Origin of the sequence: Corallococcus sp. NCSPR001 (assembly GCF_017309135.1) — a bacterium.
In the GTDB taxonomy this organism is placed as follows: domain Bacteria; phylum Myxococcota; class Myxococcia; order Myxococcales; family Myxococcaceae; genus Corallococcus.
On record NZ_JAFIMS010000002.1, the window covers coordinates 1,611,804 to 1,637,015 of the forward strand.

Annotated in this window: 24 protein-coding genes; 13 read left to right on the forward strand and 11 right to left on the reverse strand. The window is 70.3% G+C overall.

What is annotated here, in order from left to right; genetic code table 11:
- Positions 1-3: 3 nt before the first annotated feature.
- Both JYJ93_RS08675 and JYJ93_RS08680 read right to left on the reverse strand, forming a co-directional pair.
- Positions 4-1,812 (reverse strand): hypothetical protein, encoded by a 1,809-nt coding sequence (locus JYJ93_RS08675; protein WP_242543735.1) that lies wholly within the window; start codon positions 1,810-1,812, stop codon positions 4-6.
- Positions 1,813-1,826: 14 nt separating this feature from the next.
- Entirely contained in the window at positions 1,827-2,165 is a 339-nt protein-coding gene (locus JYJ93_RS08680; RefSeq protein WP_206787866.1) for a hypothetical protein, read from the reverse strand.
- A gap of 141 nt (positions 2,166-2,306) precedes the next feature.
- Between JYJ93_RS08680 and JYJ93_RS08685 the strand changes: the two genes are divergently transcribed.
- Positions 2,307-3,710 carry an FAD-binding oxidoreductase gene (locus JYJ93_RS08685; protein WP_206787868.1) on the forward strand — a complete coding sequence of 468 codons (1,404 nt, stop codon included), beginning with the start codon at positions 2,307-2,309 and terminating at the stop codon, positions 3,708-3,710.
- Here JYJ93_RS08685 and serA read toward each other — a convergent pair.
- The 3 genes from serA to JYJ93_RS08700 form a co-directional block, all read right to left on the reverse strand.
- Positions 3,707-4,960 (reverse strand): phosphoglycerate dehydrogenase, encoded by a 1,254-nt coding sequence (serA, locus tag JYJ93_RS08690; RefSeq protein ID WP_206787870.1) that lies wholly within the window; start codon positions 4,958-4,960, stop codon positions 3,707-3,709. The two genes, JYJ93_RS08685 and serA, sit on opposite strands and share 4 nt — an antisense overlap.
- Positions 4,961-5,117: 157 nt before the next feature.
- Positions 5,118-6,773: a trypsin-like peptidase domain-containing protein gene (locus tag JYJ93_RS08695; protein ID WP_206787872.1), complete on the reverse strand. Its 1,656-nt coding sequence runs from the start codon at positions 6,771-6,773 to the stop codon at positions 5,118-5,120.
- Between the two features lie 130 nt (positions 6,774-6,903).
- Positions 6,904-7,281, reverse strand: a complete 378-nt coding sequence (locus tag JYJ93_RS08700; RefSeq protein WP_206787874.1) for an STAS/SEC14 domain-containing protein — start codon at positions 7,279-7,281, stop codon at positions 6,904-6,906.
- A 287-nt stretch (positions 7,282-7,568) separates the two neighbouring features.
- Here JYJ93_RS08700 and JYJ93_RS08705 point away from each other — a divergent pair, with 287 nt between their 5' ends.
- The gene (locus tag JYJ93_RS08705) at positions 7,569-8,600 is read left to right on the forward strand and encodes a class I SAM-dependent methyltransferase (RefSeq protein ID WP_206787876.1); all 1,032 of its coding nucleotides are present in this window, start codon (positions 7,569-7,571) and stop codon (positions 8,598-8,600) included.
- An 11-nt stretch (positions 8,601-8,611) separates the two neighbouring features.
- Here JYJ93_RS08705 and JYJ93_RS08710 read toward each other — a convergent pair whose 3' ends face one another.
- Positions 8,612-13,573 (reverse strand): ATP-binding protein, encoded by a 4,962-nt coding sequence (locus JYJ93_RS08710; protein WP_206787878.1) that lies wholly within the window; start codon positions 13,571-13,573, stop codon positions 8,612-8,614.
- Positions 13,574-14,016: 443 nt separating this feature from the next.
- Here JYJ93_RS08710 and JYJ93_RS08715 point away from each other — a divergent pair, with 443 nt between their 5' ends.
- The 3 genes from JYJ93_RS08715 to hppD are packed head-to-tail and all read left to right on the forward strand — an operon-like array spanning position 14,017 to position 16,857.
- On the forward strand, positions 14,017-14,997 hold the full coding sequence (locus tag JYJ93_RS08715) for a fumarylacetoacetate hydrolase family protein (protein ID WP_206787880.1): 981 nt from the start codon (positions 14,017-14,019) through the stop codon (positions 14,995-14,997).
- The gene (maiA, locus tag JYJ93_RS08720) at positions 14,994-15,653 is read left to right on the forward strand and encodes a maleylacetoacetate isomerase (protein WP_206787882.1); all 660 of its coding nucleotides are present in this window, start codon (positions 14,994-14,996) and stop codon (positions 15,651-15,653) included. Before JYJ93_RS08715 ends, maiA begins: the two co-directional genes overlap by 4 nt.
- A gap of 40 nt (positions 15,654-15,693) precedes the next feature.
- Positions 15,694-16,857, forward strand: coding sequence for a 4-hydroxyphenylpyruvate dioxygenase (gene hppD, locus JYJ93_RS08725; protein WP_206787884.1), 1,164 nt, complete (start codon positions 15,694-15,696; stop codon positions 16,855-16,857).
- Positions 16,858-16,911: 54 nt separating this feature from the next.
- On the opposite strand, the gene JYJ93_RS08730 is transcribed toward hppD, so the two are convergent.
- Positions 16,912-17,199 (reverse strand): hypothetical protein, encoded by a 288-nt coding sequence (locus tag JYJ93_RS08730; RefSeq protein WP_206787886.1) that lies wholly within the window; start codon positions 17,197-17,199, stop codon positions 16,912-16,914.
- 90 nt (positions 17,200-17,289) lie between these two features.
- On the opposite strand from JYJ93_RS08730, the gene JYJ93_RS08735 reads away from it, so the two are divergent.
- The 3 genes from JYJ93_RS08735 to JYJ93_RS08745 are packed head-to-tail and all read left to right on the forward strand — an operon-like array spanning position 17,290 to position 18,186.
- On the forward strand, positions 17,290-17,583 hold the full coding sequence (locus tag JYJ93_RS08735) for a hypothetical protein (protein ID WP_206787888.1): 294 nt from the start codon (positions 17,290-17,292) through the stop codon (positions 17,581-17,583).
- Positions 17,580-17,777, forward strand: coding sequence for a hypothetical protein (locus tag JYJ93_RS08740; RefSeq protein WP_206787891.1), 198 nt, complete (start codon positions 17,580-17,582; stop codon positions 17,775-17,777). The genes JYJ93_RS08735 and JYJ93_RS08740 overlap by 4 nt, the downstream gene beginning before the upstream one ends.
- A 49-nt stretch (positions 17,778-17,826) precedes the next feature.
- Positions 17,827-18,186: a hypothetical protein gene (locus tag JYJ93_RS08745; RefSeq protein WP_206787893.1), complete on the forward strand. Its 360-nt coding sequence runs from the start codon at positions 17,827-17,829 to the stop codon at positions 18,184-18,186.
- A 341-nt stretch (positions 18,187-18,527) separates the two neighbouring features.
- Here the strand turns inward: JYJ93_RS08745 and JYJ93_RS08750 are convergent, their stop codons facing one another.
- The 4 genes from JYJ93_RS08750 to JYJ93_RS08765 form a co-directional block, all read right to left on the reverse strand.
- Entirely contained in the window at positions 18,528-20,225 is a 1,698-nt protein-coding gene (locus JYJ93_RS08750; RefSeq protein WP_206787901.1) for a M57 family metalloprotease, read from the reverse strand.
- A gap of 88 nt (positions 20,226-20,313) precedes the next feature.
- Positions 20,314-21,195 carry a sulfite exporter TauE/SafE family protein gene (locus JYJ93_RS08755; protein ID WP_206787903.1) on the reverse strand — a complete coding sequence of 294 codons (882 nt, stop codon included), beginning with the start codon at positions 21,193-21,195 and terminating at the stop codon, positions 20,314-20,316.
- 11 nt (positions 21,196-21,206) lie between these two features.
- Positions 21,207-21,527: a rhodanese-like domain-containing protein gene (locus tag JYJ93_RS08760; RefSeq protein ID WP_206787905.1), complete on the reverse strand. Its 321-nt coding sequence runs from the start codon at positions 21,525-21,527 to the stop codon at positions 21,207-21,209.
- Position 21,528: 1 nt separating this feature from the next.
- Positions 21,529-22,230, reverse strand: coding sequence for an MBL fold metallo-hydrolase (locus JYJ93_RS08765; RefSeq protein ID WP_206787916.1), 702 nt, complete (start codon positions 22,228-22,230; stop codon positions 21,529-21,531).
- Positions 22,231-22,329: 99 nt separating this feature from the next.
- Between JYJ93_RS08765 and JYJ93_RS08770 the strand changes: the two genes are divergently transcribed.
- From JYJ93_RS08770 to JYJ93_RS08790, 5 genes are all read left to right on the forward strand, one after another.
- On the forward strand, positions 22,330-22,755 hold the full coding sequence (locus tag JYJ93_RS08770; RefSeq protein WP_206787918.1) for a YeeE/YedE thiosulfate transporter family protein: 426 nt from the start codon (positions 22,330-22,332) through the stop codon (positions 22,753-22,755).
- Positions 22,756-22,767: 12 nt separating this feature from the next.
- Entirely contained in the window at positions 22,768-23,229 is a 462-nt protein-coding gene (locus tag JYJ93_RS08775) for a DUF6691 family protein (RefSeq protein WP_206787920.1), read from the forward strand.
- A 45-nt stretch (positions 23,230-23,274) separates the two neighbouring features.
- Positions 23,275-23,796: an RNA polymerase sigma factor gene (locus tag JYJ93_RS08780; protein WP_206787922.1), complete on the forward strand. Its 522-nt coding sequence runs from the start codon at positions 23,275-23,277 to the stop codon at positions 23,794-23,796.
- Entirely contained in the window at positions 23,783-24,541 is a 759-nt protein-coding gene (locus JYJ93_RS08785; protein ID WP_206787924.1) for a zf-HC2 domain-containing protein, read from the forward strand. Before JYJ93_RS08780 ends, JYJ93_RS08785 begins: the two co-directional genes overlap by 14 nt.
- Positions 24,542-24,814: 273 nt before the next feature.
- Entirely contained in the window at positions 24,815-25,156 is a 342-nt protein-coding gene (locus JYJ93_RS08790) for a rhodanese-like domain-containing protein (protein WP_206787926.1), read from the forward strand.
- Positions 25,157-25,212: the final 56 nt, after the last annotated feature.

Sequence of the window (25,212 nt, forward strand, 5' to 3'; positions counted from 1 at the left end):
GCCCTACAGGTCCAGGATGAGGCTCAGCTCCTCCTCGGTGGCTTCATCCGTCTGGACGGCGGCGTCGTTGTCATCCGAGTCATCCCCATACTTCGACCAGCCGGCGAGCGCCGCCGACGCGCCGAGGCACATCATCTGCCGGGGCGTGGCCCCGACGCCGTCGCCGTCCTGGTCGCGGTAGAGGGCGAGCCACCGGTAGCGGTCCGCGTCCGCGTCATCGCAGTCATTGCCCACGGCCTTGGCGAAGTAGGGCGGGGGCAGGGCCTTTCCAGTGCAGAAGCGCTGCGCGGGGATGGGCGCGGTGAAGCCGTCCCCGTCGTGGTCCGCGTGGGTGGCCTCCAGGTCCTGCCAGCGCGCCGCGTCCTGCGCGTCGCAGTCCGTGTCGCTGGCGGACCAGGGGCTGGGGACCTGTCCGTTGGTGCAAAGGAGCGTTGATGCTCCCGCGCCCACGCCGTCCCCGTCCGTGTCCGCGTAGGCCGTCACGTTGCGGTACGCGGCGGCGTTCGTGTCGTCGCAGTCTTCGCCCGACAGCGGCTTCGTGCCGTAGCCGGCGGGCAGGGCCGTTCCCGCGCACAGCTCGCCCGTCTGCGCCACGGTGTACGTGTCGCCGTCGGCGTCGCGGTGGGTGAAGCCCAGCATCCGCCACGCGGTGGCGTCCTGGGGCGCGCAGTCCGTGGCCTGCGTGGAGTAACCCCCGGGCACGGCCGCCGTACCGCAGACGGAAGCCGCCGCGCCGGAACCCACGCCGTCCCCATCCACGTCCGCGTGGACGCTCCAGGCGCGGAAGAGCGCCGCGTTCCCGTCGTCGCAGTCGTCATTCCGCACGGACTGGGAGTAGCCCTGGGGCAGCCAGAAGCCGCTGCAGACCTCGCCCGTCGCCGGGGACAGGTAGCCGTCGCCGTCGGCGTCCCTCGAGGCGTAGGCCTGCGGCTGCCAGCGGGTGCTGTCGCCCGGCGCGCAGTCCCCGCCCCGGAAGGTCTCTCCCGGCACGGACTCCTCCGGATCCACGCAGCGAAGCATGGGGCCTCCGTCGCCGTAGCCGTCCCCATCCACATCCCACCAGCGCTCGACCCTCACGGTGCGCCGGGCCTGGTGGTCGTCACAGTCGGCGGGGCCGGGCACGGTGTCGTATCCCGCGGGCAGGTGCTCGCCCGCGCACACGGTGCCTTCCTGCGCCACGGTGAAGCCGTCCCCGTCCTCGTCCCGGTGCGTGAAGGGCAGCTGTTGCCAGAAGCGGGTGTCCCGAGGGGCGCAGTCGCCCGAGGTGCGCACGTATCCCTGGGGCGGCGAGCGCCCCTGGCTCGGACACCAGGTGATGGCCTCACCCGCGCCCACGCCGTCCTGGTCCGCATCCGCCCACGCCTGGGCGAGCGCCGACACCGTGGCGTCCCCATCATCGCAGTCCGGTGGGCCCGCCTGCTCCCGGTAGCCCAGGAGCGAGTCCCCCACGCAGCCCGTCACCGGCCCCGGGCCCGTGGCCCCGTCCCCGTCCGCGTCCGGGTACAGGCCCCGCACGGAGCGCCAGCGGGTGGCATCCCCCGGCGCGCAGTCGCCCGCTTCCCGCGTCCACCCCGTCGTCGTGTCGCCCACGCAGGTGACGGGCTGGGCCGCGTCGCCGAAGCCGTCCCCATCCGTGTCCGCGTAACCCGTGACGGACCGCCACAGGGTGGGGTTCGCGTCATCGCAGTCCAGCGCCGCCGGATGGCCGTCACCGTCCAGGTCCCGGGGACCCACGCTGCCGCCACCGCAGCCCAACTGGAGTCCCAGGGCCAGCCACACCCATGCCCGCATCATGCGCACCCGCGTCTTCATGGAAGCAGCCGGGGCTACTGACGGGTCAGCGTGCAGGTCGGGTAGTAGCCGGCGTATTCCCTGTACCAGCTGAAGTGGAAGCGTCCGGGCCGGGTCATGGCGAGCAGGGCCAGCCGGTCACACCGGGTCGCCTCCGTGCCGTCGTACGCCGGGGCGTCGAAGTAGAGGGTGCGGGGCGCGCTCTCCCCCTGAAGGACGCCGGTGATGACGAAATGGCCGGCGCCGGCCGTGTAGGCATCCACGGTCGCGAAGACGTAGGTCACACCCGGGACGGATTCCTCTGGCGCCGCCAGGGCCGAAGCCGGGGCAAGGGTCAGGGTGGCCAGCAGGGCGAGTGCGCGGAGCGACGACATGGGGTTCCTCGGGAAGAAAGGGCCGCGACGGGGGCGCGGCGTCGAGCGCTATACGGAGTGCGTTGGATTCCTTGGATTGTTTCCCGCACCGGCCCGCCGCCGGGCTTGTCATGCCCCAGGGGCTGCAATACGCCTGGAGCCATGTCCACCGCCGCGCTGCCCGCCGACTTCCTCCGCGCCATCGCCGAGTCCTTCCCCGCCGACTTCCTCACCCGGGAGCCCGCGGAGCTCCAGGAGTACGGCCGCGACTGGACGCGCGTGTACGCCCCCGCTCCGGGTGCGGTGGCCTTTCCTCGCACCACGCAGGAGGTGGCCCGCTTCGTGGCGCTGTGCCACCAGCACCGCGTGGCCATCGTGCCCTCCGGCGGGCGCACGGGCCTGGCGGGCGGGGCGGTGGCCATGCACGGCGAGGTGGTGCTGTCGCTCAAGCGGATGACGCGCATGGAGCCCGTGGACCTCCTGGGCAACACCGTGCGCGTGCAGGCCGGCGCGGTGACGGAGGCCGTGCACCAGCACTGCGCGCCGCACGGGCTCACCTGGCCGGTGGACTTCGCGTCCAAGGGCAGCAGCACGGTGGGCGGCAACATCGCCACCAACGCGGGCGGCGTGAAGGTCATCCGCTACGGCCTCACCCGGCAGTGGGTGCTGGGCCTCCAGGTGGTGACGGCGCAGGGGCAGGTGCTGGAGCTCAACGGCGCGCTGGAGAAGAACAACACCGGCGCGGACCTGCGCCAGCTCTTCATTGGCAGCGAGGGCACGCTGGGCGTCATCACGGAGGCTACGCTCAAGCTGACGCGGCTGCCCGGCAAGCAGGACGTCTTCCTCTTCGCGGTGCCGGACGTGGCCGCCGTGCTGCGGCTGTTCCGCGACGCGCGCCAGGCGCCCCTGGTGCTCTCCGCCTACGAGTTCTTCACCGACAAGTGCCTGGCCCGCGTGCAGCGCCACCGCAAGCTGCGCTCGCCCTTCGAGGCCCCCAGCGGCTGCTACGTCCTCGTGGAGTCCGAGGGCGGCGACCCGGCGGCGGTGGAGGCGTGGCTCGGCTCGCTCTTCGAGCGCGGGCTCGTCACCGATGGCACCCAGGCGCAGGGCGCCGCGCAGGCGCAGGAGCTGTGGTCGCTGCGCGAGTCCATCAGCGAGAGCCTCTCCGCCACGGGCGTGCTGCACAAGAACGACATCTCCCTGCCGGTGGCGAACCTGGAGGCGTTCTGCGCGGAGCTGGATGCCGTCTTCGCCAGCCGCTACCCGGGCTGGGAGATCTGCCTCTTCGGCCACATTGGTGACGGCAACCTGCACGTCAACGTGATGAAGCCGGACGCGGTGGAGAAGGCGGACTTCTTCGCCCACGCGAAGCAGTCCGACCACGCCATGTTCGACCTCGTGCGCAAGCACGGCGGCAGCATCTCCGCCGAGCACGGCATCGGCCTGCTCAAGAAGGACTACCTGGACTACACGCGCGCGCCGGGGGAGATGGAGCTCTTGCGCGCCCTCAAGCGCGCGCTGGACCCCGCGGGCATCCTCAACCCGGGGAAGATTCTGGACGCTTAGGACACGATGCGCGTCTTGATGTCCGTCTCCAGCCCGGCGATGGCCTCGCACACCTGGCGGGACACGTCCTGGTCCAGGTCCATCACCAGGTAGCCCACGTTCGCGTCCGTGCTCAGCACCTGCGCGTGGATGTTGGCGTTCAGGTCGGACACGATGCGGTTGATGTCGCGGAGCACGCCCGGCGTGTTGCGGTGCACGTTGATGATGCGGTGGGTGCCCGGGTTGATGGGCGCCTCCACGTTGGGGAAGTTCACCGCGCCCGTCGTCGCGCCGCCCTTCACGAACTTGAGCAGCGACGTGGCCACCTCCTTGCCAATGGACGCCTGCGCCTCCTCCGTGGACCCGCCGATGTGCGGCGTGAGCACCACGTTGGGCAGCCCCTGCAGCTCCGTCACGAAGCCGTCCGAATTGCCCTCTGGCTCCTCCGGGTACACGTCCACCGCCGCGCCGCCCAGGTGCTTGGAGCGCAGCGCCTGCGCCAGCGCCGGGATGTCCACCACCGTGCCGCGGCTGGCGTTGATGAGGCACGCGCCCGGCTTCATGGCGGCGAGCTGCTCCTGTCCCATCATCAGGTGCGTGGAGGCCAGCGCCGGCACGTGCAGCGTCACGAAGTCGGACTCCGCCAGGAGCGCGTTCAGCGTGGGCACCGACCGCGAGTTGCCCAGGGGCAGCTTCGTCATCACGTCGTAGTAGAGGACGCGCATGCCCAGGGCCTCCGCCAGCACGCCCAGCTGCGAGCCGATGTGCCCATAGCCGATGATGCCCAGCGTCTTGCCGCGCACCTCGTGGCTGCCCGTGGCCACCTTGCGCCACTGCCCCGCGTGCACCTCCCGGCTGCGGTCGAAGAGCTGGCGCGTGAGCACCACCACCTCCGCCAGCACCATCTCCGCCACGCTGCGCGTGTTGCTGAACGGCGCGTTGAACACCGGCACGCCGTGCACGCTGGAGGCGAGCAGGTCCACCTGGTTGGTGCCGATGCAGAAGGCCCCAATCGCCAAGAGGTCGTCCGCGTACTTCAGCGACTCCTCCGGCACCGTCGTCTTGCTGCGGATGCCCAGCAGGTGCACGCCCTTGAGCCGCTCCGCCAGGTCCTCCGGCTTGAGCGCGGCGGACAGCCGCTCCACCTCGAAGCCCTCCGCCTTCAGCATCTCCTGGGCCGAGGCGTGGATGTTCTCCAGCAGCAGGACTCGCATCGGCCCCTCGGTGCTCACGGGGCGGCGGGGCGACGGCGGGAAGCGGGGTGTGCTCATGGCGCCTTGCGTTAGACCTCGCCCTCCAAGGTGTCAAGGGTCGGGTGGGGAGGATGGTCCTCCAAGGAGGGGGAGCTGAGGGGCAAAAGACACCGGGCCCGCCGCTCCCCACGGTGGGGAGCGACGGGCCCGGAAGAAAGACAGCAGAAGCGAAAGGCTACTGGAGGGTCCAGGCCGCCGTGCCGCTGCACGCCTCGTTGCCGAAGCAGCCCACGCGCATCTGGTACGTGCCGCCCGCGCTCGCCGGCACGGTGTAGGCCGCGCGGGACAGCGAGCCGCAGCCGGAGGCGTCGTCGTTGAACGTCACCTGCTGGCCGGCCGCGTTGAACAGGCGCACCACCGTGTCACCCGTGCCGGACGCGCCCGCCACGCCGCAGCTGCCGAAGGACAGCGTCTGGCCGGCCGCGAGCGTCACGTCGCTGTTCGCCGTGCCCGTGGTGGCGTTGGCGGTGTTGCTCACGTTGAAGGCGAACGAGCCCTGGGTGGCCGCGCTGGCCTGGGCAATCTCCCAGGCCACCGTGCCGGCGCAGGCGCCGGCCTGGTAGCAGCCGGCGCGGACCTCGTAGGTGCCCGCGACGCTGGCCGTGTAGGAAATCCTGGAGCCGTAGCCGCTGCCACAGCCGTCGTCGTTGAAGGCGACCTCCGTGCCGGACGGGCCGCGCAGGCGCAGGAAGGAGTCACCGCTGGTGAGGGCCGCGCCGGTGACGCCGCAGGTGCCCACGGTGAGCTTGTCGCCGGCCTTGAGCGTCACCGTGCCGTTGACGGTGTTGCGCGTGGCGCTGGCGGTGTTGGACGCGTTGAAGGCGTAGTTCGTCGCCGGGGGCGGCGTGGTGTTGCACAGCCGCACGCTGGTGTTGGCCGCGCAGAACGCGGAGATGGCCTGGTTCACGTAGATGACGCCCTCGCCGCCGCAGGCGCTCTCCTGGCACACGTTGACCACGTTGCAGCCCGCGCCCGAGCGGGGGACGTAGTCCTCGTCGCCGAACACCAGGATGCCGGCCACGGTGTTGTTGGCCGTCTCGTACACGCCGGAGCCGGAGTTGCCCGCGAAGGTGTCCGTGGTGGCGATGAAGTAGTCCTTGAACGACGCGTTGTTCTCACGCACGGAGCCGCCCGAGTCGATCTTGAACGGGATGCCGCTGCCGCTGCCGATGACGGCCACGTTCTGGCCCACCGCCAGCGCGTCGTTGCCCGGGCGGATGGGGGCGGGGGTGAAGCGCGGCGCCGCCGAGCGGTCCAGCCGGATGATGGCGAAGTCCACGTAGCGGTCGCCGCTCTCCACCAGCTTGCGCGTCACGATGCTCTTGCAGGAGAAGATGTCCTGCGTGGTGAGGGTCTCCAGCGTGTTCTCCGCCGTCTTGTAGAACTTGAAGACGAAGCGCGTGTCGCGGCAGTCCGCCGCCGTCTCCACGCAGTGGCCCGCGGTCAGCACCAGGTCATCGTCGATGAGCGTGCCCGAGCAGAAGGCCGGCGCCGGGTCGTTCCGGAAGCGCTGGTCCGTGCAGAGGTTCTCCCAGTCGTCCAGCGTCACGTCGCTCAGCACGACGTTGTTCGGGTTCGAGTCGTCGATGTCCTCCGGGAACAGCAGCGCCACGGTGGACTGCTGGGCCCGCTCCCGCAGGGCCGCGCTGGGGTGCGCGTAGACGTCGAAGCGGTCGTCGTTGCCGTAGACGACCGGCGCGCTGGACTCGTTCAGCGCGGGCTGCTGCTCCGGCGAACCGGACTCGGGGGCCGGCCCGCAGGCCAGGGCGGTGAGGGTGCAGAACAGGGTGCCGAGCAGCTTCGCGCGGCGGGCGGGGGCGGACACGGACATGCGGGGTGACTCCTGACGGGTACGGCGACAGATACAGCGAAGAAAGGGGGTGTTACTGGAAGACGTAGACGGACCCGTGCGGTCGCATGGAAGGACCGGGGGGAGGGGATGCCAGGGGTTCTGCCGTTCTTCAGTCCGCGTCGGGGGCTTCGAGCCAGGACAGGGCCTCGGAGCGGGTCTCGAAGGTCTTCGCGGGGATGGTGAGGCCGGCGTTCTTGGTCATGCGCCACGCCTGCAGGCCGCTGCCGGGGTCGCTCACCACGCGCGCGGAGCGCTTCATGCCGAGCTGCTGGGCGTAGGCGTTCAGCCGGGCCATCTCCCCCACCACCGAGGCGGGCATCACGCGCAGCCGGGACTGGTCCACCAGCGCGGACCACTCCGCGCCCTTGCGGGCGGTGATGTCCTTCTTCAGTTGCTCGACGTACTCGGTCACGTCCTTCGGCGTCACTTCCGACGGATAGATGATCTCGATGATGTCGTGGGGCAGGTGGGCGATTTCAATCTTCATGCGCGGCTTGCGGCTCTCTTCCAGGCGGGGCGGGCCATCCTAACCGCAGTGTCTGTCGCCGGATACCGCGCCCCCCGCAAACCCCCGCCCGGGGCGGGGATTGTCGGACCTTGCGGGTAGAACCGTGCCCGGAGGGCCTTGCGGACCCGGTGCGTCACGCTACGTGCGGCCGGTATGGGCCGGGCGGTGCAGGGGGGGCCCGGCCGGCTGGCCGGGGCTGGACCTGGCGAAAGGCGGGGGCTCGGGAAGTGGATGACCCCCGCTCCCAGGTTGTCAGGATGATGCCCATGCGCCAGCCCATCCTGTCGGTCCACGGCGCGGCTCTGCCGGTCGCGCCTGAAGCCAACCACCTCGTCCTGGTGAATCCCCCCCGGGAAGACGAGCCTCCCACGGAAGAAGCGTTCATGGAGGCGCGCGAGTGGCTGGACAGCCTGCACTCGCGGATGGTGCAGGGGCCGGATGAGACGCTGCATGCCGGCATGACGGCCCTGCACGGGGGGCTGATCCACCGGCGGCGGCGGTGGAGCCCGGAGGTGTGGAAGCGCTTCTGCCAGGAGCTGGCGCGCAAGCACCCCATGCGCCCCTTCCTGCACCAGTGCCCCTTCACCCGGCACGCCTTCGAGCGGCCCCGTGGCTACGCGGGGGACGCGGCGCTCATCGACTACCTCTACATGGACCACGCGGCGGACGAGCTGCACGCGGGCCGCGAAATCTACCGCTACATGCACGGGCAGCCCTCCGCGCGCAGCGTGCGCGAGCGCCGGGAGCTGCTCGCGCGGATGATGGACGAGACGGCCGCGCGGCGCCCCGACGGGCGCGTGCTGTCGGTGGCGTGCGGGCACCTGCGGGAGGCGGAGTCGTCGCGCGCGGTGGTGGAGCGGAAGCTCCAGGAGCTCATCGCGTTCGACCAGGACCCGGTGAGCCTGGCGGAGATTTCGCGCCTGCACCCGGGGGGCATCGTGCGGCCGGTGTGCGGCTCGGTCCGCTCCCTGCTCGCGGGCAAGGCGGTGTTCCAGGACCTGGACTTCGCGTACTCCGCCGGGCTGTACGACTACCTGTCGGACTCCGTGGCCGCCCGCCTCACCGCGCTGCTCTTCCAGATGCTGCGCCCGGGCGGACGCCTGCTGGTGGCCAACTTCGCGGTGCACCCGCCGGAGACGGGCTACATGGAGGCCTTCATGGACTGGTGGCTCACCTACCGGGACGAGGACGGCATGCGCGACCTCCTGTCGGAGACGCCGCTGGAGCAGGTGGACAACGTGCGGCTGTTCCGCGATTCGCAGGACAACGTCATCTACCTGGAAGTGACGCGCCGCTAGTCAGTGCCCGGTCAGTGCACCGGTGAGCCGGAGCGGGGCAGGGTGACGGTGAAGGTGGAGCCCTGCTCCGGGGCGCTGGCGACGTCGATGTTGCCGCCCAGCGCCTGGACGATTTCGCGGACGATCCACAGCCCCAGCCCGAAGCCGCCGTAGTGGCGCACGGACACCGCGCGCTCGAAGCGCTCGAAGATGCGCGCCCGGTCCTCCTCCGCGATGCCGATGCCGTGGTCGCGCACCTCCAGGCGCACGCGCGTGGCGTCCCCGTCCAGCGTCACCTCCACGGGCTTGCCCGCGCCGTACTTCATGGCGTTGGTCAGCAGGTTGCCCACCACCTGCTCCATCCGGAGCGCGTCCCAGTGGCCGATGAGGCGCGGCTCGCTGGCGTGGAAGCGCACCTCGCACTCGGCGCGGGTCAGGGCCTCGCGGCTGCGCTCCAACTGGCCGCGCACCAGCGCCACCAGGTCCACGTCCTCGCGCTTGATGTGCAGCTGGCCCTGCGCGATGCGGGAGATGTCCAGGAGGTCGTTGACCAGCTTCCCCAGCCGCTGCGTCTGCGAATAGGCGGACTCCAGCTTCGCGGTCAGCTTCTCCGGCGGCATGGGCGCGCCCTTGGCCTTGGCCTGGAGCCCCTGGATGTGGAGCTGCAGCGACGTGAGCGGCGTCTTCAGCTCGTGCGCGGCGATGGACAGGAAGTCATCGCGTCGGCGCACGGCCTCCTGCTCCTCCCGGTACAGGCGGCCCTGCTCCTCGGAGAGGGCGGCCACGCGCTCGAAGTTCTCCGCGTTCTCCAGCGCCGCGCCCGCGAGGATGGCCACGAAGGACGCCAGGCGCTCCTCGTCCTCGCCGAAGAGCGCGCCCACCTTGCGGTGGCTGGCCACCACGCACGCCACCGTCTTGCCGCGCACCTGGAGCGGCGCGCACAGGAGCGAGCGCACCCCGAGCAGCTCCATGCTCTCACTGATGCCGCCGGGCAGCCCCTGGCCCAGCACGGTGATGCGGCCCGTCTCCAGCGCGCGCGCGAGCGCGGTGCGGCTGAGGCCCTGGTTCTTCGCGTCCTCTTCCGACACCACCGCGCGCGGGTCCACCACGGCGCAGCGCTCCGCGCGCAACAGCTCCTGCATGGACTGGCGCGCCGTTTCGAAGACGGCCTCGCGCGACAGGGCGGACGCGAGCCTGCGCCCCACCTCCAGCACGCGCGGGAAGCGGTCCACCAGCGACAGCGTCTCCACGCCGGCCGTGGCGTGCTCCGCCTCCCGGTGCAGGCCGTCCTCCATGGCCTCCAGCTCGCGCGCGGCCGTCTCCAGGTCGCGCGCGGCGCCGGGCCAGCCCTGTACCCGGCCCACCTCGCCACGGGCCTGGAGCGTGAGCGCGCGCTCCTGGCGCATCTCCAGCTCTTCGGCCACGCGCAGGGCTTCGTCCAGGTGCTTGCGGGCCCGCGCGGGCCGGCCGCGCAGCGCGCACATCAGGCCGCGCTCGCGCAGCGCGTGGGGCAGGTTGTTGCGGTAGGTCCGCGCGACCTCGTGGGCGCGCTTCGCCACGCTGTCGGCCTCCTTCAGGAGCAGGTCGCGCTGTCTGGGATTGAGGGGGCTGGCCTGCTGCGCCAGCCGCCTGCGCGCGGTGGCGAGCCACGGGGTGATGGGGGCCACGTACTCCTGACGCAGGTGCGCGTCCTCCACCACGCGCTCGGCGCGCTCCAGCACCTCCGCGGCGCGCGCGGGCTCGTTCTCTCGCAGCAGGCGCAGGGCCTCCGCCTGGAGCACGCCCGCGAAGGACTGCGGGTCGGTGGCGGTGGGCGCCGCCAGCTCCGTCTCCAGGAGCGCCGCGGGGATGCGGCCCCCGGTGGACTTGGCCCACGCCTCCAGGCCCAGGCGCAGCGAGTACCGGTCCCCCAGCGCGAGCGCCGCCGCGTGCAGCTTCTGGCTCACCGCCGCGGCCTCCTTCAGGCGGCCCAGGCGGTAGAGCGACATGGCGATCTGGAAGGTGGCGTTGTTCACCTCCCACGGGTCGCCGGTGCGCTCCAGGAGGCGCACCGCTTCCCGGCACTTCTCGATGCAGTCCTTGAAGCGCGACGAGGCGTAGAGCGCCAGGCCGTAGAAGTGCAGCGACTGGCCCTGGCCCCACACGTCGCCCAGCTGCTGACGCAGGGCCAGCGACTTCTCCGCGTAGGCGTACGCGCGCTGGAACCAGGGCAGGGTGGTGAGCGCGGGCGAGTGCGCGGAGTAGGCCTGCGCCAGCTCCGGCGTGGGCGGGTAGCGCTCCGCCAGGTTCATGTCACGCAGGTGCGCCCACAGCACCGCGGCGCGGCCCCGCTGGTACCAGTAGCCGTACGCGAGCCGGCTGTAGAGGTTGACCGCGAGCAGGTCCTCCTCGCTCCGCGCCAGGGACTTGCGGGCCAGCCACAGGCGCGGCGCCACGGTGTGCGCGGCCTGCATGAGGATCTCCCACGCCGCGCTGGCGCCGGTGGTCAGTTTGCCGGGCGGCACCCAGCGGCCCAGGAGCTTCAGGCCCTGCTCCAGGTAGGCGTTGGCCTGCACCGTCTGGCCGCGCTTGAAGGCGAGCTCGCCCAGGTGGCCCAGCGTGCGGCCCTGCTCCAGCCGGTCGTGCGCCAGGGCCTGCGCGGCCTCCAACTGCCGCTGCGCCTCGTCGTAACGGCCGCGCATCATCAGCGCGGTGCCCAGCCCGGACGCGATGCGGTAGCGGGTGCGCGCGTCCGCGCCGGAAGCGCCGCGCTCCGCGATGCGGTAGTTCACCTCCGCGCTGTCCAGGGAGAAGCGCTGGCGCGCCTGCTCCGCGGCCACCAGCGCGTAGGGCAGGGCCTGCGCGCTCTCACCCGCCGCGTCGAAGTGGTAGGCCAGCTCGAACGGGTCGGTGGGCACGGCCTGCTGCGCGGCCCGCGCGGCCAGCCGGTGCAGCTCCCGGCGCTCCTCCGGGGAGAGCAGGTCCAGCAGCACCTCGCGCAGCTTGTCGTGCACGAAGGTGGAGCGCGTGCCCTCCGCCCACAGCATGTGCCGGCGGCGCGGGGGCTCCAGCGCGGTGGTGACGGCCTCCAGCGGCGTGCCGGCGAGGGCCGCCACCGCCCTCGCGTCGAAGGACTTGCCCAGCACGGCGCCCACGCTGAGCACGTGCAGGGACTCCGGCGGCAGCAGGCGCAGGCGTCGCACCAGGAAGGTGGCCGCCTGGCGCGACGAGCGCGCGTGCGCCATGGCCTCCGGCTGCACCCGCCAGCCGTCCGGGCCGGGCATGAGGACGCCGTCCTCCACCAGCCCGTGCAGCACCGCGGAGGCCATGAACGGGTTGCCCTCCGCCAGCCGCGTCACCAGCTCCAGGGCCTCCTGTGGCAGCACGCCGGCCATGGACTCCGCCAGCAGCGCCACCTCGGCCGCGCCAAAGGCGGACAGCTTCAGGTGCGCGCCCGGCGCCAGGCGCCTCAGCAGGTGGTCCGCGTGGATGTCCTCGCTGCGGAAGGACACGATGAGCAGCAGCCGCCCGTCCCCGGCGCGGCGGCCCTGCGACCATGCCTCCAGCGCGCGCAGCGTGAGCGTGTCCGCCCACTGGCAATCCTCCAGCACCACCACCGCGGGCGCGTCCGGCGTGCCCAGCGCGCTCAAGAGCGCGGTGAGGCTCCAGACGCTGCGGCTCTCGCTCAACGACTCCGGCCCCAGCCCCTGGGCCCGCGGCGTCCGCGAGTCCGGGAGGAGCACCTCCGCGAGCGGGGGCAGCACCGTGCACAGGCCGGCCTCCTGGCCCGCGAGCCGCTCCCGCAGGAGCGCGCCCAGCGCGGGCTCCTCGCGCGCGGCGGCGGCGATGCCCTCCGCCACGCCCGAGAAGAGCTGGAAGGGGCGCTGCGCGGCCTGGTCCTGCGCCTGGCCATGCAGCACCCACGCGCGTTGGCCCGAGGCCCGGGCGGAGAACTCCTCCAGGAGCCGGCTCTTGCCGCCGCCGGACTCGCCCTCCACCACCACGGCGCGCGAGCCGCCCTCGTGCGTGCGCTCGAGCTCGCGCTCCAGCGTCATCAGCTCCTCGCGGCGGCCCACGAAGGACGGCTCGGTGAGGCTCTGGCGGTGGTCGTGCGCGCCGGTGACGAGCGCGGGCTCCGCCTCCCCCCGGGACAGCGCGGCCTCCAGCGCGTTCAGGTCCGCGAGCGCGGCGTCCGCGGACTGGTAGCGGTCGCGCGGATCCGTCTGGCTCAAGCGCGCGATGAGCTCCTCCATCGCCAGCGGCACCTCCACGCCCACGGGCCGCAGGCGCGGGTGCGCGGTGAGGTGCAGGCGCAGCACCTCGCCCACCGTCGCGCCCTCCAGCGCGGGGCGGCCGGACAGCGCCTCGAAGAGCACCAGGCCCACCGCGTACAGGTCCGACGGCGCCTCCACCGGCCGGTTGATGAGCCCCGCCTGCTCCGGGGACATGTAGCGCGCGGTGCCCACGGGCAAATCCCGCAGGGTCGGGTCCAACCGCTCGCTGCGCGACAGGCCGAAGTCGGTGAGCCACGCGGAAGCCATCGGGTAATCGCGCACCAGGATGTTGGAGGGCTTCACGTCGCGGTGGAGGACGCCCTCCCGGTGCGCCTCCGCGAGCGCCTGCAGCAGGCGCTGGCCCAGGACGATGGCCTCCGGCAGCGACAGGGGGCCGCGCCGCAGGCGCTCCTCCAGCGTCTCGCCGTCCACCCAGGGGGTGACCAGATAGAGCAGCTCGTCGAACGTGCCCAGGTGGCGCACGGGCACGAGCGCGGGGCTGTGCAGCCGCGACAGCACCTCCGCCTCGTGCTCCAGCCGGTGGCGGGCCGTGGGGACGAAGGCGGACAGGGCGGTGATCTTCACGAGCACGCGCTCGTGCGTGAGCAGGTCCAACCCCTGCCAGGTGGAGATGCCCCGGCCGGCCTTCACCCGCTGGCGCAGCTCGTAGCGGTTGCCCAGCCGCTGGCCCGGGTGTGGCTCCCTGGGGGTGTCGCCGGCCTGTTGGAAGCCTTGCGCCATTCAATGCCCTCGCGAGCCCCCAACCGCGTCGCCCCGGCGGCGTGGTCGGCCGGATGTCCCTCTTCCTCAAGCTGGGTTTCCGCCCGGGTCCCCGCCAGGGGGGGGCGGCCCGCGCCGTGGGCGCGCTGCTCGGGATTTGAACAGTCGGAACGCGCCCACTTCCCGCCTCCATCCCCCGGTGCCCCCTGTCCGTTCGTGGAGCAGGCGGCCCGACAGGCGAACTCGTGGGTTTCCACGACGTCCCGGCGTACGAAAGGGCCGCGCTCCGTTCTTCATCCGACAGCCACGCGAATGCGAGCGGCCAGCAACGTTGCTGGAGGAAGGAAGGATGCCGCGCCGCGTTCAACGGGCGTGCTTGACTCGCCTGGTGGCCCGGCGGAAAAGCCCGTCGGGTCAGGCGGCCTCCCCCTTCCTTCCCCACAGGCCGCCGAGGGAGCGCGGAATTGAAGCTCGCGACGCTCAAGGACGGAACCCGCGACGGTCGGCTCATCGTCGTCAAGCGTGACAACTCCGCCTACGCGCTGGCCACCAACGTGGCCCTCACGCTGCAAGCGGCCCTGGATGACTGGGACGCGAAGGAGCCGCAGCTGCGCGCGCTGGCGCAGCAACTGGAAGCCGGCGCGGTGCAGAGCCGCCCGCTGGACGTGAAGGCGCTGCACGCGCCCCTGCCGCGCGCCTACGAATGGGTGGACGGCAGCGCGTACATCAACCACGTGGTGCTGGTGCGCAAGGCGCGCAACGCGGAGCCGCCGGCCACGCTGCGCACGGATCCGCTGGTGTACCAGGGCGGCTCCGGAGACTTCCTCGCGCCCACGCAGGACATCCCGCTGCGCGACGAGGTCTGGGGCCTGGACTTCGAGAGCGAGGTCTGTGTCGTCCTGGGTGACACGCCCATGGGCACGAAGGCCGAGGACGCGGACAAGCACATCAAGCTGGTGATGATCGCCAACGACGTGTCCCTGCGGAACCTCATCCCGGAGGAGCTGGCCAAGGGCTTCGGCTTCTTCCAGAGCAAGCCCGCCACCGCGTTCGGCCCCTTCGCGCTGACGCCGGACGAGCTGGGCCCCGCGTGGAAGGAGGGCCGCGTGCACCTGCGCATGCGCAGCACGCTCAACGGCCAGCTCGTGGGCGACACGGACGCGGGCCCAGAGATGCACTTCTCCTTCCGCGACCTCATCCAGCACCTGACGCGCACGCGCGCCTTCACCGCGGGCACCATCCTGGGCAGCGGCACGGTGTCCAACGAGGACCGCTCGCGCGGCATCTCCTGCCTCGCCGAGCGCCGGATGATCGAAACCATCGACGCGGGCAAGGCCAGCACGGCGTTCATGAAGCCCGGGGACACCATCGAAATCGAGATGCTGGATGGCGAGGGGCACAGCCTCTTTGGCCGCATCTCCCAGACGGTGGTGAAGGCGCCATGAAGAACCTCAAGCTGCACGGCTACTGGCGCTCCTCCGCGTCGTGGCGCGCGCGCATCGCGCTGAACTGGAAGGGGCTGCCCTTCGAGTACCTGGCGGTGCACCTGCTCAAGGACGGTGGTCAGCAGAACTCCGCGGACTACCGCGCGCTGAACCCCATGGCCCGCGTGCCCACCCTGGAGTGGACGGAAGCGGACGGGCAGGCGCGCAAGCTGTCCGAGTCCATGGCCATCCTGGAGTACCTGGAGGAGCGCGTGCCCTCGCCCGCCCTCCTGCCCACGGATGCGTACCTGCGCGCGAAGGCCCGCATGCTGGCCGAGATGGTGAACGCGGGGATGCAGCCCCTGCAGAACACGTCGGTAACGCTGCGCATCAAGAACGAGCTGAAGGCGGACGAGAAGGCCTGGGCGGCGCACTGGAACGTGCACGGGCTGACGGCGCTGGAGGCGGCGGTGCAGGCGACGGCGGGGCGTTATTGTGTGGGAGACGCAGTGTCGTTCGCGGACGTCCTGCTCGTTCCCCAGCTCTACGGGGCCCGCCGGTTCGGTGTAGACCTGAAGTCCTATCCCACGCTCTTGCGGATTGAAGCGGCGTGCAACGAACTCCCCGCCTTCCAGGCGGCGCAGCCGGACCGGCAGCCCGACGCGCAGCCGGCGTAGTCACGAAACATCTTCTTCATCACCACGAGGAGTCAGCGACATGGCCAAGCAGGAATCGCTGGGCATCAAGGCCCTGGAGAGCATCCACTGGTACGTGCATGACCTGGAGCGCAGCCGCCAGTTCTACACGAAGGGGTTGGACTTCGCGGAGGTGGCTGTGTCCGGGCCGGAGCTGGAGGCGCACGGCAAGCAGAAGTCCGCGCTGTTCCAGGCGGGTGAGATTGCCCTGGTGGTGAGCCAGCCTGTCGGCGAGGGCGGCCGCGCGTGGCGCTACCTGCGCAAGCACCCGGACGGGGTGGGCACGCTGAACTTTGAAGTGGAGGACGTGGAGAAGGCGTTCAAGCTGCTGGAGCAGCGCGGCGCCACGTTCATCACGGACATCCAGCGCTTCACGGACGACGCGGGCGGCAAGCTGTCGTTCTTCTCCATCACGACGCCGTTTGGCGACACCACGTTCCGCTTCCTGCAGCGCAACAACTACAAGTCCATCTACCCGGGCTTCCAGGTGCACGCGCAGCCCAAGGGCGGCCAGAACAAGTACGGCTTCGACAAGCTGGACCACGTCACGTCGAACTTCCAGACGATGAAGCCCATGCTCCTGTGGATGGAGCACGTGATGGGCTTCGAGAAGTTCTGGCACATCGAGTTCCACACGGACGACGTGGCGTCGCAGCAGAAGCGCGACCACGGCAGCGGCCTGAAGTCCGAGGTGATGTGGGACCCGAAGAGCGGCGTGAAGTTCGCGAACAACGAGCCCAAGTTCCCGTTCTTCAAGGCCAGCCAGATCAACATCTTCAACGAGGACCACCGCGGTGACGGCGTGCAGCACCTGGCCATCACGGTGAAGGACATCCTGACCTCCGTGAAGGACATGCGGCAGAACGCGGGCATCCAGTTCATGCCCACGCCGGGCTCGTATTACGACGCGCTGCCGGAGCGCATCCAGAACATGGGCATCAAGAAGATCGACGAGGACATCAACGTCCTGCGCGACCTGGAAGTGCTCATCGACGGGGACAAGGAGCGCAGCTACATGCTCCAGATCTTTATGAAGGACGCGGCGAGCCTCTACAAGCAGGCGGACGCGGGCCCGTTCTTCTACGAAATCATCCAGCGCAAGGGCGACCAGGGCTTCGGCGGCGGCAACTTCCGCGCCCTGTTCGAGAGCATCGAGCGCGCGCAGAAGGCTGAAGGGCGCGTGTAGTTCCGCGAGGGACCCGGCCGCGCATCATCGCGGCCGGGTTTCCGCCCAGCTGGGCTAGGGATCGTACGGCTCACACAGCTGCATCGGCATGAGCCACTTCGCGAAGGCGGTCTTGATGCCGCTCTTGGCCACGGGCCGGTTGCAGACCAGGCAGATATCCATGCCCACCTGCGTCGTATAGGTGGCGTCGCTGTAATACTTGACGTGGTAGGTCGCGGTGCAGTTGTTCAGCGCCTCTTCCTGCGTCGAAAGCGCGGGCTCCTCGCTTCCGTCCGCTTCGACGCCGCCGCAGCCTGCCAGCAGCCCCAACGACAGAATTCCGCCAACGATACGCTTGCGCATGGTTTGCTCCGATTGGAGTGGCACGGCGTGCGGAAGCCTATCATTCCAAGGCGAGCTGCCGCGGCGTCCTGCATCGCCTATCTTTACTCCATGCGAATGTTCATGGGGCTGCTCGTGGCGGGCGCGCTGGGGTGGGGCTGCCAGGCCGCCGGGGACAAGGTGCCAGCCAAGGCGCCCCTGGACTGCAGCGCCACCTACGTCGCCTGTGGTTGCGGCTGCTGCGGCGGAGTGGAGCCGGAGGTGCAATGTCTGTCCTGCTCGAAGGGCGACGACCTCCAGGCCCTCATCCAGAAGGACGAGGAGGCGAAGAAGGATCCGCAGTGCGCCGTCATGGGCTGCTCCCCCGGCACGAAGTACGTGTACTGCGACGCGAATCCCCAATGACCCTCATTGAACCCATCATGCTCGTGGGCGCCGTCATCAGAGGTGTGACGGGCGCGGTCTGGGGCTTTGGCTCCGGAATCGGCTGGGCGGCGGCGGGGCTGCTCGTCATCGCGATGTTGATGGCGCTGGTCACGAAAGGGCCGCGCGCGGTGCTGCGCGACCTGCGGGGGATGTTTCCCCGGGAGCGAGCCTGAGGCACGGTTGTCTGAGCGCCCCTGAACGCGCTTCGTCTATCCTCTCCCCATGACCTCGCCAACACCGCCCCGGGACTGGGACGAGCTGGAACGCCGCACGAGCCCGGCGCCGGTCGCTCCTGTCCCCGGCGCACGACGGCTGCTGGTGGTCGAGGATGCTTTCGACATCCAGGGGCGAGGAATCCTTGTCGCTCCCGATGTGGACATGGGGGAGCGGGGACAGCTGGAGATCCGTGTTGCGTTGCGGCGGCCGGATGGCGACGTCCTGGAGGCTGTCGCGCTGGCGCAGATCCCGCTCGGCTCGTTCCGGTCACGGCCTCAACACGTGCTCTGCTTCAGCACGCTCTCCAAGCAGGACCTCCCCGCGGGAACGGAGGTGTGGCTGCTTGGAGAGGTGGAACCTGCCTGACAGGACCGTGCGAGCCATGCCGTAGCAGTCAACCCGTTCGGCGGGGCCGGCGTCCTCGCACGGCGGTGGGGCCATGGCCGTGACTTCCGCCTCCTGCTCCACTCCGCCATGGCCCGAAAAGAAGCCCACCGGCGGCAATGCCGCGATGAATGACAAACGCATGGAGTGGCCCTTGGGTGCAGACGGGCTGGACCGCGTGTGAGAAGCGTTGAGCGCCCGGGGCCCCACCTGCCTTGGGTAGGGCTCCACGACCCACCCCCGTGGCAGGAGTCAAAGGACTCATCCACGAGCGCCTGGCTTTCGTCCGGCAGTCTCGTGGAAGAGAGGAATTGACGGCCCGCTCAGTTCTCGTAGATCTCCACCTCGTTGATCCGCACGTAGCCCGGCTGCAGGGCGGACCCGAGTTTCCCGAGCACCCGCAGCTTCGACGTGGTGGTGGGGGTCAGGGTGTAATGGGAGCGCCACCACTGGCTGTTTCCCTGGACCTCGTGGAGGTCCTCCCAGGCGTTCCCGTTCCAGATCTGGATGCTGTAGGTCTGGGGAGCGCCGTATTCGCTCATGAAGAGCTCGACGTGCCGGAAGGTGCGGGGGCCACCGAAATCCAGCTCCACCCACTGCGGGAGCGCGGCGCCCCAGGCATTCGTCCAGCTCGTGTCACCGCCAATCAGCGTACTGAAATCGCCGTCGTTGACCTTGGACGCGGAATAGCAGCCGAGCGCGCAAAAGGAAGAAGACGCCGAGGCCTTCGCGGAGAGCGCCAGATTCTCATGGTTGTTGTAGACCTCAAGCTCGTTCACGCGCACATATCCCGGCTGTGTGGTGGAACCCAACCGGCCCAGCAGCCGCACGCGGCTGGCGACCACAGGCTCGAAGGTTTGGATTCGCTCCACCTGCGTATTGCCCGTGACGTTGTTCACCGCCACCCAGGCGGAGCCATTCCAGACTTCGATTGAATAGGCCTGCGGGACACCGCCGCTGCTGAAGACGGCGTTGACCTGGTTGATGACGTGAGGCTGACCGAGATCCACCTGGACCCATTGGGGGAGGGCCGCGCCATTGGCGTTGGTCCAGCCATGGAGGCCATTGAGCGTGCTGTCGCGGGATGCGTCGTTGACCCGGTTGGGTGAGTAGCAATGCTCGCTGGTGCCGACGCAATAGGTGGATGACGCCGAGGCGTTGCCCATCAGGGCCAGGTTCAGGTTCCCACGGCCATAGAGCGCCCGGATGCCAATCCGGTCGCGCTGCGTGAGGTGCAGGTCCACCGTATTCGTGCCCGCGCACTGCGGGTAGTGCATCACCGAGTCTGGGTCATAGCTCGTGAGCGTTCGCCAGTTGTTGTCCTCATGGCAGACGCCGCTGTCGGGTCGCGTGTGCTCATGCCGCAAGCCCAACGTGTGCCCCAGTTCATGGCGGAGGACCCCCTCCAACGTATAGGGCGGGATGCTCCCGAAGGCGCTGGCGTCGATGAGGACGTTGCGGTTCGCGCGGACATCGTCAGGGAAGAAGGCTCGCGCCAGATAATCCTGGCCCGAGACAGGGCTGACGTCGAAGACGACGTTGGGATTGCTCGCGCCGCAGTTGCTGTCCTCTGCCTGGGCGTGGATGAAGTCGACGTTGGCCGCGCTTTCCCAGGCATTCGCGGCGCGTGACATCGCCTCGACGACCCTGGCATACCGCGAGCCGAAGCCCGTGCTTACGCAGTACCGGAGGTTGAGCTTCTGGGCGCTGTTCCAAGTCGCCGTCACTCCGTTCACGGTACGGACGATGAGCGCGCCGGGCTTCGAGAGGCCGTCGTAGTACTCCCGCAGTTCATCGAGGTCCGACATCGGCATGTCACCGTCGACGATGTAGATGCCGGTCTCCGGTTCGCGATACGTGCGCCTCTCGAACTCCTCGAAGCTGAGCCTTTGGGTGCTCAAAGGCCCCTCGTCAGGGGCCTCTGTCGCCACTCCGGCGCCGCATCCCGCCGACGCCAGGAGGGCTGTGAACCGCAAGGCATGACAAACCCAGGCGTTACGCTTCGGGGTCGTTCTTTTCATGTGCGTGAGCTCCAGCCAATGCCTTGGGCAGACATGGCGTTTCCAGGCCCGAGGGAGCGAGGAATTGGCTCACGGAACGTACGGGAGTCTACTGGGCGCCGGCATCACCCATAGGGGTGACGCTGCCCGCGCCTTCGCCCCGCGTCAGTGCCGTGCCGGGCGCCAGGCCCTTCTCACCCAGCAGCAGCCCCGTCAACGTCTCCCGGTTCTTGAACATGATGAAGACGCCCATCACGACGAGGAAGAGGGAGAAGGCCCGCTTGAGGGCCGCCTGCGAGACGTAGTGGGTGGCCCAGGTGCCAATCAGGATGCCCGCCACGGCGATGGCCGTGAAGATGCCCAGGGAGAGCCAGGGCACCTGGACGTGGCCGAGGTAGCCGGCGAAGCCCACGAAGGAGTTGAGCGCGATGACGAGCAGGCTCGTGCCCACCGCCTGCTTCATCGGCAGGCCCACCAGGAGCACCAGCGCCGGGACGATGAGGAAGCCGCCGCCCACCCCGACCAGCCCCGTGAGCCCACCCACGCCGAGCGCGGCCAGGGCCATGACGGGGAAGGACGCCTTGCGGGGTTCAGGCACGGGCGCGGACTCCTTGCGCGCGGCGAGGGCGGCCTCCTTGCGGCTGTTGCGGAACATGAAGAGGGCGGCCACGAGCATCACCGTGGCGAAGAGCAGCAGCTGGAAGGCGCCCGAGACGAAGGCGGACAGGCGCGCCCCCGCGTAGGTGCCCGCCATGGCCACCGCGCCGAAGACGAAGGCCGCCCGGAGCTGCACGTTGCCCTTGCGCCAGTGGCCCGCCGCGCCGAAGAGGCTGGTGACGCCCACCACGGCCAGCCCCATGGCGATGGACTCCTTGGCCCCGAAGCCCAGGACGTACACGAGGATGGGGACGGTGATGATGGAGCCGCCGCCGCCGAGCAGGCCGAGCGACAGGCCAATCAACGCCGCGAGTGAGAAGCCGAGGATGGGCATGGTGTCTACCTTCAGCCCTGTGTCGTGCGGGGTTCGCGCACGGCGAGCATCCCGCCCGCCAGGTTGTAGAGGTTTTGGAAGCCGCCGCGGGCGAGCGCCTGCGCCGCCTTCACGGAGCGACCGCCCGAGCGGCAGATGAGCAGCAGCGGTTGTTCGCGCGGCCACGACGCGGCCGCCGCCTCCAGCGTGCCCAGCGGGACGAGCTCCGCTCCGGGCAGGTGGCCCAGGGGGCCCGTGAACTCATCCAATTCGCGCACGTCGATGCGCCGCACCTCGGGGCCGAGCGTGTCGAGCTGCGCGGGCGTGACGTCCTGATACGGATGGGATGTCATGTCAGGCCCCCTGCGGTGAAGGCGCCGTGTATCCACAGGCGCGGTTGGCTGGGACCGCGACGTCGATCTTCTTGGGCTTGGGCAGCTGGAGGTTCTCCATGATGGCGATGAACTCCTCCCGGCTCTTGCCCGCGACGCGCGGGTTGTGTTGCTTCTCCTCGCCAATGCTCGTCACCATGTGACCGTGGTAGTCGTGCGCGGGGTAGACGCGCGTTTCGTCCGGCAAGCGGAAGAGGACGCGGGTGAGGCTGTCGTAGAGCTGGCTCGCGTTCCCGTTCTGGAAGTCGGTGCGGCCGTTGCCGCGCACGAGCAGCGCGTCGCCGGTGAAGACGCGGTCGCCCAGGAGATAGCTGACGCTGTCGTCCGTGTGTCCCGGGGTGGCGAGCACCTGGAAGGCGAGCCCCCCGACGCGCACTTCGTCTCCGTGGCGCACCTGGACGTCGGCGCAAGCGGCACCTCCCTCGCCCCCCACCACCGTGGCCCGCGTGCGCTCGCGCAGAACACCGGACGCGGTGACGTGGTCCGCGTGCACGTGGGTGTCGAAGACGTGGGTGAGGGTGAGGCCCAGCTCGCTCACCAGTCGCAGGTCCCGGTCGACCTGCTCCAGCACGGGGTCGATGAGGACGGCCTGTCGCGTGGCCTCGTCGCCCAACAGATAGGTGTACGTCGAGGACTCTGAATCGAAAAGCTGGCGGAAAATCATGTTGAAACCTCCTGTCCTTGAGAGCCAGGGGAGGGAAGAAAGGATTCAGGGATTTCCCCTGGCTGAATCCTCCACCTCTGAATCTGGCTCTCACAGGACATGATCTCCTCGTTCCTTCCTCCCCTCCTGGGTGGGGCGCTCATTGGCCTGAGTGCCTCCCTGCTCCTGCTGGCCAACGGCCGCGTGGCCGGCATCAGCGGCATCGTGGGCTCGCTGCTGGCGCCCGTGCGCGGCGACATCTCCTGGCGCGTGCTCTTCTTCGGGGGGCTGCTCACGGGCGGCCTGCTGCTGGCATGGCTGCGTCCCATGTCCTTCGCGGCCCCTGCGTCCCTGAGCGCGGGCGGTGTGGCCCTGCTGGCCGTGGCCGGACTGCTGGTGGGCTTCGGCTCGCGGCTGGGCAACGGCTGCACCAGCGGACACGGCGTCTGCGGCATCAGCCGCGGCTCGGTCCGTTCCATCGCGGCCACGCTCACCTTCATGGCCACCGGCGTCCTCACGGTCTTCGTGATCCGCCACGTCCTCTAAAGAGAGTTCTCCATGCGTTCGAACATCAGTGCATTCCTCGGCGGTCTGCTCTTCGCCATCGGCCTGGGCATCAGCGGCATGACGAATCCCGCCAACGTCATCGGCTTCCTCGACATCGCCGGTGACTGGGACTTCCGGCTCGCGTTCGTGATGGGCGGCGCCATCGCCGTGCACGCGGCGCTGCGGCCTCTCATCCACAAGCGCGAGCGGCCCCTGTTCGCCGCGAAGTTCCCCGCTCTCTCCGCCAGCAGGGTGGACCGCAAGCTCCTCGTGGGCGCGGGTCTCTTCGGCGTGGGGTGGGGCCTCGGCGGCTACTGCCCCGGTCCGGCGCTCATGTCGCTGGCCACCGGCGCGACGCAGTTGCTCGTCTTCGTGCCCGCCATGTTCGCCGGCATGTTCCTCGCCCAGGTGCCGCGGACACGGCGGAACGCGAGCGCGGGAGTTCCGGCCCCGGGCGCATCGCCCGCTTCGTAGCCCCTCGGGAACTTTTCCCGACCGCCACCGTGTCCCTGGAGGAACGTGAGCAGCCGGTCCTTCATTGAACGTGCCCTGGAGCACCTGCCCGCCCTGCGACGGGTGGGCCGCCGTCTGACGGGCAGCACCGCTGAGGCGGATGACTTGGTGCAGGAGACGGTGGCGCGCGCGCTGGAGCGGCGCGGCGAGCTGAGGGACCCGGAGCGTCTCAAGGGCTGGCTGCTCGCCGTTCAGCGCACCGTGTACCTCAACTCCCGCCGGGGCCTGCGCCCCCACCTGGAGGTGCTGGAGGGCGGGCTGGGCAAAGCGCTTCCTCCCGAACCTTCCGCGGACCTGGAGGCGGAGCTGCACGCCCACACGCTCAGCTCGGGCATGAAGGCGGCGCTGGAGTCGCTGGCCCCCGAGTGGCGGGATGCGCTGTGGCTGCGCGAAGTCGAAGAGCTGAGTTACGAGGAGATCGCCCGGGTCCAGGGCTGTCCGGTGGGCACCGTGCGCTCACGCCTCGCGCGGGCCCGGGGGGCGATGCTCGACTTCCTGGAGAAGGAGAAGGCACATGGAAGCCTGTAGCCCGGCGTGGCAGGAGCGGCTCTCCGCGTGGTTCGACGGGGAGGGCCCGGCGCACGAGCGTCAGGCCGTGGAGCAGCACCTGTCCCGATGCGCGGGCTGTGCCCGGGAGGCGGCCCGCTATGCACCGCTGCGCGAGGCACTGAGGGCCCAGGCCGCCACGGAGACGCACGTGCCGCCCGAGCTGAGGGCGCGTGTCACCCGGCTGGCGCCGCGCTTCCGCCCGGCCTTCCGGCGACGGTGGACGGTGGGGCTGGCCGCGGCGGTCGCGTCCGTGGGCCTCCTCTGGACGTCGTGGCCCAGCGGCATGAATGACGCGCTGGCGATGGACCTCGAGCGGCACCACCTCAAGGCCTTCTCGCGCGCGACTCCCTGCGAGTTCGAGTCCTCGGATCCGGCCGAGGTGAAGGCTTGGGTGGCGCGGGAGGTGGGCTATGCGGTGGACGTGCCGGTGGTGCCCGGCGCGACGCTGCTGGGTGCCCGCCGCTGCCGTCTGCATGGTCAGCTCTCCGCCTCGCTGCTGTACCGGTACGAGGGGGGCACGGCGATGACGCTCTTCCTGCCGCCGCCGAACTCGCCCGCGGCGCGGGAGGCGGCGAGCTTCGCTGGAGAAAAGACGCGCTGCACGCAGGGGCCCATCGGTGAGCGCATCTGTGTGGCGCCGCGTGGGGGTGGGCAGGCCGCGCTCGCCGTCTCCGAGCTGGAGTCGCCGGTCCTTGTCGATGCCCTGACCCGCCTGGCGCCTTGAGGTCGCGAGGCCGGGAACTTTCGAGCGTCCCGGTCGTGTCCTCGGGGGCATGTCTTCGTGGATGCCGCTGGCCAGGAGGTGGCGCGCCGCGTGGGCGAGCAGTCCCTGGCGTCCATTCGCGAGGGCCTGGAGTCCATCGCGGGGATCCGCTGCGCCGGGCTCCTCCCTTCAGGGGAGGCGGGTGTTGAATCCTTTTGAGCCTTCGTGGCTCTCACCCCGCTGTACCCCGTTCCCCAGGGCCCGCGGGCCTCTGGGCCCGGTTGGAGCCGCTCCATGAAGTCCATTCTCGTCGTCGCTGCCCTGTTCGCCAGTCCGCTCCTCGTCTCCTGTGCGCACCAGCGCTCCGCCGGGGCCGAGGCCCACCAGCGGGTGGAAGCCGGTGCGACCCTGGTGGATGTCCGCACGCCGGAGGAGTTCGCCGCCGGGCACCTTCCCGGGGCGATGAACATCCCAGTGGATGAATTGCCCCAGCGGCTCTCCGAGCTGGGCTCGCCTGAGAAGCCCCTGGTCATCTACTGCCGCAGTGGCGCGCGCAGCAGCCGCGCCGAGCGCCTCCTGAAGGAGCGCGGCTTCCAGGACGTCTTCAACCTGGGCCCCATGTCGGCCTGGGAGTGACGGGAGGGAGCGGCCGGGGCGCGGGAACTTCGCGCGGTGCACCTCGTGTCTCCATC

What these genes read in the sequence shown, in the direction of transcription:
- JYJ93_RS08730 (WP_206787886.1), bottom strand. Translation starts at nt 17,199, where the DNA reads ATGCGCAAGCGTATCGTTGGCGGAATTCTGTCGTTGGGGCTGCTGGCA.
- JYJ93_RS08735 (WP_206787888.1), top strand. Translation starts at nt 17,290, where the DNA reads ATGCGAATGTTCATGGGGCTGCTCGTGGCGGGCGCGCTGGGGTGGGGC.
- JYJ93_RS08790 (WP_206787926.1), top strand. Translation starts at nt 24,815, where the DNA reads ATGAAGTCCATTCTCGTCGTCGCTGCCCTGTTCGCCAGTCCGCTCCTC.
- JYJ93_RS08745 (WP_206787893.1), top strand. Translation starts at nt 17,827, where the DNA reads ATGACCTCGCCAACACCGCCCCGGGACTGGGACGAGCTGGAACGCCGC.
- JYJ93_RS08775 (WP_206787920.1), top strand. Translation starts at nt 22,768, where the DNA reads ATGCGTTCGAACATCAGTGCATTCCTCGGCGGTCTGCTCTTCGCCATC.
- JYJ93_RS08770 (WP_206787918.1), top strand. Translation starts at nt 22,330, where the DNA reads ATGATCTCCTCGTTCCTTCCTCCCCTCCTGGGTGGGGCGCTCATTGGC.
- JYJ93_RS08760 (WP_206787905.1), bottom strand. Translation starts at nt 21,527, where the DNA reads ATGACATCCCATCCGTATCAGGACGTCACGCCCGCGCAGCTCGACACG.
- JYJ93_RS08785 (WP_206787924.1), top strand. Translation starts at nt 23,783, where the DNA reads ATGGAAGCCTGTAGCCCGGCGTGGCAGGAGCGGCTCTCCGCGTGGTTC.
- JYJ93_RS08750 (WP_206787901.1), bottom strand. Translation starts at nt 20,225, where the DNA reads ATGAAAAGAACGACCCCGAAGCGTAACGCCTGGGTTTGTCATGCCTTG.
- JYJ93_RS08695 (WP_206787872.1), bottom strand. Translation starts at nt 6,773, where the DNA reads ATGTCCGTGTCCGCCCCCGCCCGCCGCGCGAAGCTGCTCGGCACCCTG.
- JYJ93_RS08710 (WP_206787878.1), bottom strand. Translation starts at nt 13,573, where the DNA reads ATGGCGCAAGGCTTCCAACAGGCCGGCGACACCCCCAGGGAGCCACAC.
- JYJ93_RS08700 (WP_206787874.1), bottom strand. Translation starts at nt 7,281, where the DNA reads ATGAAGATTGAAATCGCCCACCTGCCCCACGACATCATCGAGATCATC.
- JYJ93_RS08685 (WP_206787868.1), top strand. Translation starts at nt 2,307, where the DNA reads ATGTCCACCGCCGCGCTGCCCGCCGACTTCCTCCGCGCCATCGCCGAG.
- serA (WP_206787870.1), bottom strand. Translation starts at nt 4,960, where the DNA reads ATGAGCACACCCCGCTTCCCGCCGTCGCCCCGCCGCCCCGTGAGCACC.
- JYJ93_RS08740 (WP_206787891.1), top strand. Translation starts at nt 17,580, where the DNA reads ATGACCCTCATTGAACCCATCATGCTCGTGGGCGCCGTCATCAGAGGT.
- hppD (WP_206787884.1), top strand. Translation starts at nt 15,694, where the DNA reads ATGGCCAAGCAGGAATCGCTGGGCATCAAGGCCCTGGAGAGCATCCAC.
- JYJ93_RS08755 (WP_206787903.1), bottom strand. Translation starts at nt 21,195, where the DNA reads ATGCCCATCCTCGGCTTCTCACTCGCGGCGTTGATTGGCCTGTCGCTC.
- JYJ93_RS08675 (WP_242543735.1), bottom strand. Translation starts at nt 1,812, where the DNA reads ATGAAGACGCGGGTGCGCATGATGCGGGCATGGGTGTGGCTGGCCCTG.
- maiA (WP_206787882.1), top strand. Translation starts at nt 14,994, where the DNA reads ATGAAGAACCTCAAGCTGCACGGCTACTGGCGCTCCTCCGCGTCGTGG.
- JYJ93_RS08705 (WP_206787876.1), top strand. Translation starts at nt 7,569, where the DNA reads ATGCGCCAGCCCATCCTGTCGGTCCACGGCGCGGCTCTGCCGGTCGCG.
- JYJ93_RS08680 (WP_206787866.1), bottom strand. Translation starts at nt 2,165, where the DNA reads ATGTCGTCGCTCCGCGCACTCGCCCTGCTGGCCACCCTGACCCTTGCC.
- JYJ93_RS08765 (WP_206787916.1), bottom strand. Translation starts at nt 22,230, where the DNA reads ATGATTTTCCGCCAGCTTTTCGATTCAGAGTCCTCGACGTACACCTAT.